The organism is Corallococcus sp. CA053C, from assembly GCF_003611675.1.
Classification (GTDB): Bacteria; Myxococcota; Myxococcia; order Myxococcales; family Myxococcaceae; genus Corallococcus.
Map to the genome: position 1 here is coordinate 21100 of NZ_RAWA01000063.1, position 10418 is coordinate 31517.

At 72.2% G+C, this 10418-nt stretch carries 12 protein-coding genes; 10 read left to right on the plus strand and 2 right to left on the minus strand.

Features of this window, described 5'->3' with window-relative positions:
- Positions 1–104: 104 nt before the first annotated feature.
- Positions 105–1220: a glycine oxidase ThiO gene (thiO, locus tag D7V97_RS11605; protein WP_120610677.1), complete on the minus strand. Its 1116-nt coding sequence runs from the start codon at positions 1218–1220 to the stop codon at positions 105–107.
- A 284-nt stretch (positions 1221–1504) separates the two neighbouring features.
- Between thiO and hisG the strand changes: the two genes are divergently transcribed.
- From hisG to D7V97_RS11655, 10 genes are all read left to right on the plus strand, one after another.
- Entirely contained in the window at positions 1505–2362 is an 858-nt protein-coding gene (gene hisG / locus D7V97_RS11610; protein ID WP_120610678.1) for an ATP phosphoribosyltransferase, read from the plus strand.
- Complete coding sequence (gene hisD, locus D7V97_RS11615; RefSeq protein ID WP_120610679.1) at positions 2359–3663, plus strand: histidinol dehydrogenase; 1305 nt, start codon at positions 2359–2361, stop codon at positions 3661–3663. The genes hisG and hisD overlap by 4 nt, the downstream gene beginning before the upstream one ends.
- Positions 3660–4697 carry a histidinol-phosphate transaminase gene (locus D7V97_RS11620; RefSeq protein WP_120610680.1) on the plus strand — a complete coding sequence of 346 codons (1038 nt, stop codon included), beginning with the start codon at positions 3660–3662 and terminating at the stop codon, positions 4695–4697. Before hisD ends, D7V97_RS11620 begins: the two co-directional genes overlap by 4 nt.
- The gene (hisH, locus tag D7V97_RS11625; protein ID WP_120610681.1) at positions 4697–5290 is read left to right on the plus strand and encodes an imidazole glycerol phosphate synthase subunit HisH; all 594 of its coding nucleotides are present in this window, start codon (positions 4697–4699) and stop codon (positions 5288–5290) included. The genes D7V97_RS11620 and hisH overlap by 1 nt, the downstream gene beginning before the upstream one ends.
- Positions 5287–6003 (plus strand): HisA/HisF-related TIM barrel protein, encoded by a 717-nt coding sequence (locus tag D7V97_RS11630; protein ID WP_120610682.1) that lies wholly within the window; start codon positions 5287–5289, stop codon positions 6001–6003. The genes hisH and D7V97_RS11630 overlap by 4 nt, the downstream gene beginning before the upstream one ends.
- Positions 6000–6551 (plus strand): imidazoleglycerol-phosphate dehydratase, encoded by a 552-nt coding sequence (locus D7V97_RS11635; protein WP_120610683.1) that lies wholly within the window; start codon positions 6000–6002, stop codon positions 6549–6551. The genes D7V97_RS11630 and D7V97_RS11635 overlap by 4 nt, the downstream gene beginning before the upstream one ends.
- The gene (gene hisF / locus D7V97_RS11640; protein ID WP_120610684.1) at positions 6551–7312 is read left to right on the plus strand and encodes an imidazole glycerol phosphate synthase subunit HisF; all 762 of its coding nucleotides are present in this window, start codon (positions 6551–6553) and stop codon (positions 7310–7312) included. Before D7V97_RS11635 ends, hisF begins: the two co-directional genes overlap by 1 nt.
- A complete protein-coding gene (hisN, locus tag D7V97_RS11645) occupies positions 7309–8091 on the plus strand; it encodes a histidinol-phosphatase (RefSeq protein WP_120610685.1) in 783 nt (260 codons plus the stop codon). Before hisF ends, hisN begins: the two co-directional genes overlap by 4 nt.
- Positions 8088–8705, plus strand: coding sequence for a bifunctional phosphoribosyl-AMP cyclohydrolase/phosphoribosyl-ATP diphosphatase HisIE (gene hisIE, locus D7V97_RS11650; protein ID WP_120610686.1), 618 nt, complete (start codon positions 8088–8090; stop codon positions 8703–8705). Before hisN ends, hisIE begins: the two co-directional genes overlap by 4 nt.
- A gap of 230 nt (positions 8706–8935) precedes the next feature.
- A complete protein-coding gene (locus D7V97_RS11655; protein ID WP_120537998.1) occupies positions 8936–9379 on the plus strand; it encodes a DofB protein in 444 nt (147 codons plus the stop codon).
- A 59-nt stretch (positions 9380–9438) separates the two neighbouring features.
- On the opposite strand, the gene D7V97_RS44605 is transcribed toward D7V97_RS11655, so the two are convergent.
- The coding region (locus D7V97_RS44605; RefSeq protein ID WP_120610687.1) for a hypothetical protein at positions 9439–10418 on the minus strand (980 nt) is incomplete at its 5' end.

Consider the following 10418-nt stretch of genomic DNA (forward strand, 5'->3'; position numbering starts at 1 on the left):
TTCCGGGTCTTAAAGGCGAACGAGTGCGAGAAATTACCACCCGCCTCGCCTCCTTGCCGTCCAGGGCAGGGGTCAGGCCCTGGGGCCCCTGCGTCAATGCGACCTCAGCCTCGCGCCTGTGCCCCCCGGTCATAGCGGAACGGGGTGAGGTCGACGGACGGCTTCTCGCCCAGCACCGCCTGGGCCACCAGCTTGGCGGTGATGGGGGTGAGCAGGATGCCGTTGCGGAAGTGGCCGGTGGCCAGGAACAGGCCCGGCATGGGTCCGGCGCCAATGTAGGGCAGGGCGTCCTGGGTCCACGGCCGGAAGCCGGCCCAGGTCTCCGTGACGGGCGCGCTGCCCAGCTCCGGACACAGCTGGAGCGCCATGTCGAGGATCCGCGCCAGCCCCGCCGCCGTCACCTGCTTGTCGTAGCCCACGTGCTCCATGGTGCTGCCCGCGATGACGCGCCCGTCCGCGCGCGGCACCAGGTAGCCCTTCGCGGACGTCACCACGCGCTCCAGCAGGGGCAGCCGCGTCTGCAGCTGCACCATCTGGCCTCGCGCCGGACGCACCGCCTGGGGGGACACGCCCGAGCCCTGGACCAGGGAGGACCAGGAGCCCGCCGCCAGCACCACGGCGTCCGCGCGCAGCACCTCGCCGTCCAGGTCCACGCCCACCGCGCGGCCCTGCTCGTGCACCACGCCGCGCACGTAGCCGCTCTTGAACGTGGCGCCCACGCGCGCGGCGGCCATGGTCAGCGCGCGCACGAGCAGCCGGTTGTCCACCTGATGATCATCCGGGAAGTGCGCGGCGCCCACGGCCTCCGGGGACAGCCGGGGCTCCAGCTCGCGTGCGCCCTTGCCGTCGAGCAGCTCCGCGCGCAGGCCCATGCCGTGCTGCCAGCCCACGGTGGACTCCACGTGGTGGTGATCCGCTTCGTCGAACGCGACGCGCAGCAGGCCGCAGGGCCGGTAGGCGATGTCCACGCCGGACAGCTCGCGCAGCTCGGTGGCGAACTGCGCGTAGAGGGCGCGGCTTCGCAGGCACAGTTCGAAGAAGGGGCCCGGGCCTTCGGACTCCCACTGCGGCGCGAGGATGCCCGCGGCGGCGCTGGAGGCTTCCGCGCCCGGGATGGAGCGCTCCAGCACCGTCACACGTGCGCCCGCCTGCCTGAGCCGCAGTGCGATGCCGCAGCCCATCACGCCTCCGCCCACCACCAGGACGTCCGAGGTTCCCATGGGGCGCTTCTGCTCAAGCAGGGACGGGTTTGCAAGCCTCAAGCAGGGGGTGACTTGACGCGGACCCCTCCCGTCGTTAACCCTAGGGGCGTGCGTTCCATGTCCGTGCATCACCACCATGCGCATCATCGGCCGGCCCAAGACGGGACCGTTCGCCGCGCGCATGCCTGGGTGACGCACTAGAAGCGCACCTCCTCCGGCAGATGCCGCAGTGAATCGAAGGCCCGTCCCCCCAGGACGGGCCTTTTTTCGTTTCAGCCCCCGCGAGTCCCCCGAGCCCACCCATGTTGAAGATTGCCCTGCCCAACAAAGGACGTCTGTCCGAGGAAGTGCGAGAGCTGTTCAACGACGCGGGCCTGGAGGTCCGCGGCCGGGGCGAGCGCGCCCTCACCGCGTCACTGGGCGGCGAGTTCGAGGCCATCTTCGTCCGTGCCCAGGACATCCCGGAGTTCGTCGCGGACGGCGCGGCGCAGGCGGGCGTCACCGGGTGGGATCTGGTCAACGAGGCGGGCCGCGAGCTCGAGTCGTTGATGGACCTGGAGTTCGGCAAGTGCCGGCTGGTGGTGGCCGCGCGCGAGGACAGCGGCATCACCCGCGCGGAGGACGTGAAGGACGGGATGCGGGTGGCGTCCTGCTTCCCCCGGCTGACGCAGGCGTGGTTCCAGCAGCGCGGCCAGCGGGTGACGGTGGTGCCGGTGAGCGGCGCGGCGGAGATCGCCCCGCACCTGGGCATCGCGGACATCGTCGTGGACCTCACCTCCACGGGCTCCACGCTGAAGATGAACGGCCTGCGCGAGGTGTCCACGGTGCTGGAGTCCAGCGCGCGACTGGTGGCGTATCCGGCCAATGGCGCGGATGCGCGGCGCTCGCTGGAGGAGCTGACGCAGGCGCTGGCATCGGTGCTGGCGGCGCGAGGCCGGCGCTACCTGATGGCCAACGTGCCGAAGTCGTCCCTGGAGCAGGTGCGCGAGGTGCTGCCCGGCCTCAACGGTCCCACGGTGGTGGACGTGATGGACGGGGGCAACTTCGTCGCGGTGCACGCGGTGGTCTCCGCCCGCACCATCTACCGCACCGTCAACGCGCTGAAGGCGCTGGGCGGTCAGGGCATCCTCGTCACGCGCATCGAGAGGTTGATGGCATGAGCGCCCCCGTCCTCAAGTACCAGGGCGCGCTGTCCGCCCTGACGCCTGACGCGCTGCGCCGGTTGTTGGATCGCAGTGCGGGTGAGGCCGATGCCCAGGTGGCCACCCGCGTCCGGGCGCTCATCGCCCGCGTGCGCGCGGAAGGGGACCGGGCCCTCTTCGACTTCGCGCGCCAATTCGACCGCGTGGAGCTGGAGGCCCTGGAGGTGCCCCGCTCGAAGTGGGATGTGGCGCTGGAGTCCCTCTCCTCCGACGTGCGCGACGCCCTGATCCGCGCCGCGCGCAACATCGCCCGGGCGCACGCGGCGCAGCGGCCCACAGCGATGGAGGTGGAGACGGAGCCCGGCGTGGTGGTGGGCCGGCGACCGGATCCGCTGGGCCACGTGGGTGTGTACGCGCCCGGAGGCCGCGCGGTGTACCCGAGCAGCGTGCTGATGGGTGTGGTCCCCGCGAAGGTGGCGGGCGTGGGGGAGATCATCGTCTGCTCCCCGCCGGGACCGGACGGTCTGCCGAGTGCGGGCGTGCTCGCGGCGGCGGCGCTGGCGGGCGCGGATCGCGTCTTCGCATTGGGCGGCGCGGGCGCGGTGGCGGCGCTGGCCTATGGGACGCAGAGCGTGCCCCGGGTGGACCGAATCGTCGGGCCGGGCAACGCGTACGTGGCGGCGGCGAAGCTCCAGGTGGTGGACGCGGTCGCCATCGATGCTCCCGCGGGCCCGAGCGAGATCCTGGTGGTTGCCGATGCGAGCGCCCGGCCGGACGCGGTGGCGCGCGAGCTGCTGGCGCAGGCGGAGCATGATCCGGACGCGTGCTGCGTGGCGCTGGTGCTGGGCGCCTCGTTGGCCCAGGCGGTGAAGGACGAGGTGGAGCGCCAGGCCCGTTCCGCGCGGCGGGGCGACATCGTCCTGTCGGCGCTCGGGAGTCGGGGCGCGGTGCTGCGGATCGACGCGTTGGAGGAGGCATGGCCCTTCGTCGCGGACTTCGCGCCGGAGCACCTGCTGCTCGCGACCGCGACCGCGTCGGAGGATGTGGCGCGGGTGCGCAACGCGGGCACGGTGTTCGTGGGGCAGCGTGCGTCGGTGGCCTTCGGCGACTACCTGACGGGCGCCAACCATGTGTTGCCCACGGCGGGCCTGGCCCGCGCGTACTCGGGGTTGAGCGTGCTGGACTTCTACCGGTGGACCACGTGGCAGCGCGTGACGCCGGAAGCAGCGGCGGCGATGGCGGACGACGTGGGGACGCTGGCGGACAGCGAGGGGCTCTTCGCCCACGCGGACGCGGCGCGGGCCTGGAGGCTGCCATGATTGCGTTCCGCGACACGTACCGGGACATCCCGCTGTACTCGCCCGCGAAGAAGCCCTGCCGGGTGGACCTGAGTGACAACACGAACCTCTTTGGCCCGCCGCCGTCGGCGGAGCGCGTGCTGCGCGAAGAGGGGCTCCAGCGCCTGTCGCGCTACCCCGCGGGCTATGCGCCGGACCTGAAGCGCGCCGTGGCCGCCTACGCGGGCGTCGCGGTGGAGAACGTCACGACGGGCTGCGGATCCGACGACGTCATCGACTGCGCGCTGCGGGCCTTCCTGGAGCCGGGCGACGCGGTGGCCTACCCGGATCCGACCTTCGTGATGGTGCCGCTGTTCGCTCGGCTGAGCGCGCTGCGACCGGTGCCGGTTCCCTTGAAGGCGGATCACGACCTGGACGTGGACGGGCTGCTCGCCACGGGCGCGAAGCTCCTCTACGTCTGCACGCCCAACAACCCCACGGGCACGGTGGCCTCGCGCGCGGCGCTGGAGCGACTGGTGGACCGCGCGCCGGGCGTGGTGCTCATCGATCAGGCCTACGTGGAGTTCGCCAAGGGCGGAGACTTCATGGACCTGGCGCGCACGCGGCCCAACGTGCTGGTGACGCGCACGATGTCCAAGGCGTTCGGCCTCGCCGGCATGCGCGTGGGCTGGGCGGTGGGAGCCCCCGCGCTGGTGGCGGAGGTGGAGAAGGCCCGGGGCCCCTACAAGCACACGTCACTGGGTGAGGCCGTGGCCATCGCCGCGCTCACCGAAGACGTGCCTTGGATGGAGGCCTGCGTGGCGGAGGCGGTGGAGAACCGCGAGCGGCTGCGCGGTGGGCTGAAGGCCCTGGGGCTGGATCCGCTGCCCTCGGAAGGAAACTTCCTCCTCGTCCCCGTGCCGGAGGCGCGGCGGGTGGGGGAGGCGATGCGGGAGCGCAACGTGAACGTGCGGGTGTTCGAGAGACTTCCCGGCGTGGGGGACGCGCTGCGCATCGGCTGCGGGCCGTGGCCCCTGATGGCCTCGGCGCTGAAGGCGCTCAAGGAGGTGCTGTGATGCGAGTGACCCTGTTTGACTATGGCGCGGGCAACCTGCACTCGCTGGCCAAGGCGCTGACGACCGCGCCGGACGTGGAGGTGCGGGTGCAGGAGGATCCGCTGCGGGCGCTCGACACCGACGTGCTCGTGCTGCCCGGCGTGGGCGCGTTCGGATCCGCGGCGGCACGGCTCGCTCCCGGGCGCGAGGCGATGCGCAAGGCGCTGGACGCGGGCCTGCCGTGCCTGGGCATCTGCCTGGGCATGCAGCTGCTCTTCGAGGAGAGCGACGAGGGCGCGGGCGCGGGCCTGGGCTACTTCCAGGGCCGGGTGACGCGACTGGCGGCGCGGCACGTGCCGCAGATTGGCTGGAACGACGTGGAGGAGGATGCGGCGCTGGAGTCCGCGAAGCTGGCCTCCGTGTACTACGCGCACAGCTTTGTCTGCCGCGCCATGGAGCCGCGCGAGGTGGTGGGCTGGACGACCCACGAGGGCGACCGGTTCCCCGCGTCGGTGCGGCGCGGGAAGGTGCTGGGCGTGCAGTTCCACCCGGAGAAGTCCTCCCGCGTGGGCGTGCGCTTCCTGCAGGCGTTCCTGAAGGAGGTGGCCCCGTGATCGCCATTCCGGCCATCGACCTGCGGGAAGGCGCGTGCGTGCAGTTGGTGGGAGGCTCCTACGACGCGGAGCGCGTGCGGGTGGAGGATCCGCTGGACGCGCTGAAGCAGTGGCGGGCGCTGGGCTTCCGCACGTTCCATGTCGTGGACCTGGACGCAGCGCTGGGCAAGGGCTCCAACGCGGAGGTGATCACGCGCCTCGTGTCACATGCCCCGGGACTCGCCTTCACGGTGGGCGGAGGCGTGCGCGACGTCGCTCGGGTGGAGGCGGTGCTCGCGGGCGGTGCGTCGTCGGTCGTCGTGGGCACGCGCGCCATCGAGGACCTCGCCTGGCTCCGCGAGGTGGCGGAGCGCTTCCCGGGGCGGGTGGTGGTGGCCGCGGACGTGAAGGGGCGCGAGGTGGTGACGCGCGGCTGGACGTCCGGCAGCGCGCGGGACATCCGCGACGTGCTGGCCGCGCTGGAGCCGTTGCCGCTTGGCGGGATGCTCGTCACGGCGGTGCACAAGGAGGGACAGCTGGGGGGCGTGGACCTGCCCCTGATGGCGGAGGTGGCGCGCACGAGCCGGCACCGGCTCTACGCGTCCGGAGGCGTAACGACGCTGGAGGACCTGCGCGAACTGGCGAAGGTGGGCGCGCACGGGGCGGTGGTGGGCATGGCGCTGTACACGGGACGTCTGGACGCGCGCGCGGTCGCGCAGGAGTTCGCGGAATGAGCACGGGCACGAGCACCAGGGTCGTCCGGGAGACGAAGGAAACGAAGGTCCAGGTGGAGCTGGCGCACGGCCCGGGCGCGGCGAAGGTGGACACGGGGCTGAAGTTCTTCGACCACATGCTCGCCACGTTCGCGCGCTACGCGGGCCTGGAGCTGACGCTGCACGCGCGGGGTGACCTGCGCCACCACCTGATGGAGGACGTGGCCATCACCCTGGGCACCGCGGTGCAGCGCGTGGTGCCCGCCACGGCGGCGCGCTACGGCGAGCGCACCGTGCCCATGGACGACGCGCTCGTGCAGGCGTGCCTGGACGCGGGCGGGCGCTTCTACTACCGGGGCCCGCTGAAGAACCGGCTGTATGAACACTGGATGCGCTCGTTCTGCGAACACTCGCGCATCACGCTGCACCTGCGCGTGCTGCGAGGCCGGGACAGCCACCACCTCACCGAGGCGGCCTTCAAGGCGCTGGGGCTCGCGCTGCGCGATGCCATGGTGGACTCGGGTGTCGTGTTCAGCATGAAGGGCAGCGTCACCCTGGAGGTGGAGTGATGCTCAGCCGACGGCTCATTGTCTGTCTGGATGTGAAGGGCGGACGCGTGGTGAAGGGCGTCCAGTTCGAAGGCCTGCGCGACGTGGGGGATCCCGTGGCGCTGGCGCTGCGCTACGAGGAGGAGGGCGCGGACGAGGTGACGTTCCTGGACATCTCCGCGAGCGCGGAGGAGCGCGAGACGCTGTGGGACCTGGTCCAGCGCACGGCGGAGCGCCTGTTCATCCCGCTCACCGTGGGCGGAGGCGTGCGCACGGTGGACGACGTGGGCCGGGCGCTCCGGGCGGGCGCGGACAAGGTGAGCATCAACTCCGCCGCGGTCGCCACGCCCGAGCTGCTCACCGGCTGCGCGGAGCGCTTCGGCGCGCAGTGCGTGGTGGCGAGCATCGACGCGAAGCGGGAAGGGGACCGCTACCGCGTCTACACGCACGGAGGCCGCCGTCCCACCGACCTGGACGCGGTCGCCTGGGCGAAGGAGTGCGTCCGGCGCGGCGCGGGCGAGGTGCTGCTCACCAGCATCGACCGCGACGGCGCGCGCACCGGCTATGACCTGGAGCTGACGCGCGCGGTGGCGGACGTGGTGGACGTGCCCGTCATCGCCTCCGGTGGCGCGGGCCGCGCGGAGCACGTGCGCGACGCCCTGACGCTGGGCGGAGCGGACGCCGCGCTCGTGGCGGGGATCCTCCACGACGGCCTCACCACCGTCGGCGCCCTCAAGACGCTGCTGCGCGACAGCGGCCTTCCCATCCGGAGCACCTCATGACCGCGGACCCCAGAGACCTGATGCAGGCCGCCGCCGAAGTGGCGCGCAAGGCCGGAGACGTGGCGCTGGGCTTCTTCCGCGGCGGCATCGCGGTGGACACCAAGAGCGACGGCACGCCGGTGACGGTCGCGGACCGCACGGCCGAGTGGACCGCGCGCCAGTGGCTGGAGGAGCGCTTCCCGGAGGACGGCATCCTGGGCGAGGAGTTCGGCGAGACGCGGCCGGGCGCGAAGCGTCGGTGGATTTTGGATCCCATTGACGGCACGAAGACGTTCATCCGCGGCGTGCCGCTGTGGGGCACGCTGGTGGCGGTGGCGGAAGGGGAGCGCATCCTCGCGGGCGCGGCGTACTTCCCGGCCGTGAACGAGCTGCTCGTCGCGTCCCCGGGGCTGGGTTGCTTCTGGAACGACGCCCCCACGCGCGTGTCCTCGCAGGCGGCGCTGTCGCAAGCGGTGGTGCTGATCACCGACGAGCGCTTCCTCCAGGCCCCCGAGCGGGGCGCGGCGTGGCGGGAGCTGTCCCGGCAGGCGGCCATCTCCCGCACGTGGGGGGACTGCTACGGCTACCTGCTCGTCGCCACCGGGCGCGCGGAGGCCATGGTGGATGAAGCCCTGTCCCCGTGGGACGCGGCGGCGCTGCAACCCATCATCGAAGAGGCAGGCGGCGTGTTCACCGACTGGAAGGGCGCGCGCACGGCGTTCGGCGGTGACGGCATCGCGACCAACGCGGCGTTGGCGGCGCGCGTACGCGAAGTGCTGGGAGCGGGAGGCAGGTCATGAAGCTGGACGTGGCGGCGTTGAACTTCGACAAGGGCCAGGGCCTGGTGACGGTGGTGACGCAGGACGCGAGCACCGGCGACGTCCTGATGGTGGCGCACGCGGATCGCGAGGCGCTGGAGCGCACGCTCGCCACCGGTGAGATGCACTACCGCTCCCGCACGCGCGGCCTCTGGCACAAGGGCGCCACCAGCGGGAACACGCAGAAGGTCGTCTCCCTCAGCGCTGACTGTGACGGCGACGCGGTGCTCGCGCGCGTGGAGAAGGCCGGCCCCGCGTGCCACACCGGCGACGAGACCTGCTTCGGCGAGGGCCGCTGGGACGCGCTCGCGCACCTGGACGCGACGCTCGCGGCGCGCGCGGCGACACCTCCCACGGAGGGCGAGAAACCCGGCTACACGCGGCGCCTGCTGGGGGATCGCAACCTGCGCCTGAAGAAGCTGGGCGAGGAGGCCGCGGAGCTGGTGACGGCCTGCGCGGACGCGGATCCACACCGGGCAGCCGAGGAAGCGGCTGATCTGCTGTACCACCTGCTCGTCGCGATCCGTCCGCTCGGCCTCACGCTGGACGACGTCAAGGGCGTGCTCACCGCCCGCGCGCAGCCTCCGAAGGGCTGACGAAGCTCGGATCATCCCGAAAAAGAGGGCGTGTCGGCTGCGACCCAGGCAGAGTTATCCAGCTGTACTGCAGCCTGACAGCGTGGCTGGCACACAAGCGCCCCAAAGGTGCAGGAGTGTGTCCGCTACTCTTCAACCGCTCCTGCGATCCTGGTACAGATTCCGCCTTGCGGCGCGGGCCGCGCCTAACGAGGCGCCCCAGTCTCAGCGTTCGCTTCACCGGAGGATTCGTGACTTCCACGTACCAATCCGAACTCATCGACCGCGTGTTCTTCTCGCGTTGGCACAACCCGCCGACGAAGGACGACGTCGCGGCCATCATGGCGCAGATGGAGGAGGCGACCCAGCGGCTGGGGACGAACGTGCTGTACATCGCCTCCATCAGCCCCAAGGCCAAGGTTCCGGACGCGACCGAGCGCGCGCACCTGAACCAGATGGTGGCCGAGGGTCGCCGGTTCTGTGAGCAGTCCTGGCTGGTGTACGAAGGCACGGACCTGCAGCACAACCTCCAGCGAGTCATCATCTCGGGCGTGCTCATCCTCACGCGCACGTTCGACAACTACCTGTCGGTCGCCAAGTCGGCGGACGCCATCGTCAAGGACGTCTCCACCGCGCTGAAGCGGGACGCGTCCGGCATCTTCAAGACGGCGCGCGAGCGCGGCCTCATCGCCTGAGTTCCACGCGAGCGACGTCGGACCCCCGTTCCGACGCCGCGTGATTTCTGGCGCCCGCGCTACCGGGCGCCGATGATCTCCAGCTCCTTCAACTCCACGCCCGGCCGCTCCGGCAGGACGCTCACTGCGTCCACGTCGAGCAGTGGAACGGCGGGCTTGCAGATCTCCCACGCGCCCGTGCCGCGGAAGCGGCAGACGGTGGGATCGACGTGGAAGGCCGCGCCCTGGCTGTCCTTGCGTCCCACGCCGTCCGGCGCGCGGATGATCGCGCGCAGCGTGCCCGGACCCGTCGCGCGCACCTGGAACGACGCCACGTGCTGCAGCGCCGGCGCGTAGCCCAGGCGCAGCGCCCCTTCCGACTCCAGCGGCAGCTTCACGCCCGACAGCGCGTCCTGATCGAACGCGCGGAACGCGTCGCCCGCGCCCGTGGACTGATCCGGTTCGATGGGCGCCGTCTCCACGGTGCCTCCGGTAAACAGCGTCGCGAGCCACGGGGCCCGCGCACCCTGCTGGACGGCCGCCGCGTTCAGCACCGGCAGGGGAAGCTGCCCCGTCTTCACACAGGTGGGCGACAGCGCCTCCGCCAGCGCCAGCACGGAGGGCTCCACGTCCGGCCCCGATACGGCCGCAGGCCCCAGGGCCGAGCGAACGAGCTCCTGGCACCCCGTTCCCAGGGCCGCCCCCGCGTGCTCCAGGCTCCAGCGCGCTTCCTGGAGGTCCGGCCGCTCACGGCGCGAGGCCTGCTCCAGCGCCCGCGTCACCGCCTGGCCGCAGGGGTTGTCCCCAGGCGCGCAGCGCTCGCACAGGGTGGCGAGCAGCGCGCGGGGCAGCGCATTCCCGTGGATGGGGTCGATGAGCGGCGCGCGGGCGGCCAGGGCCGTGCCCCGCGCGCAGGCGGTGGCCGGAGGGGTGGGGCAGTCGCCGAGCTGCCGGCTCACGGCGCTCCAGGCGGTTCCGGCATCGTCGGTGGGGCCGGCGTCGGCTTGGAGGACGTCCGCCAGCACCGCGTCCAGGCTCCGGCACGCGGCGGGGCCCAGGT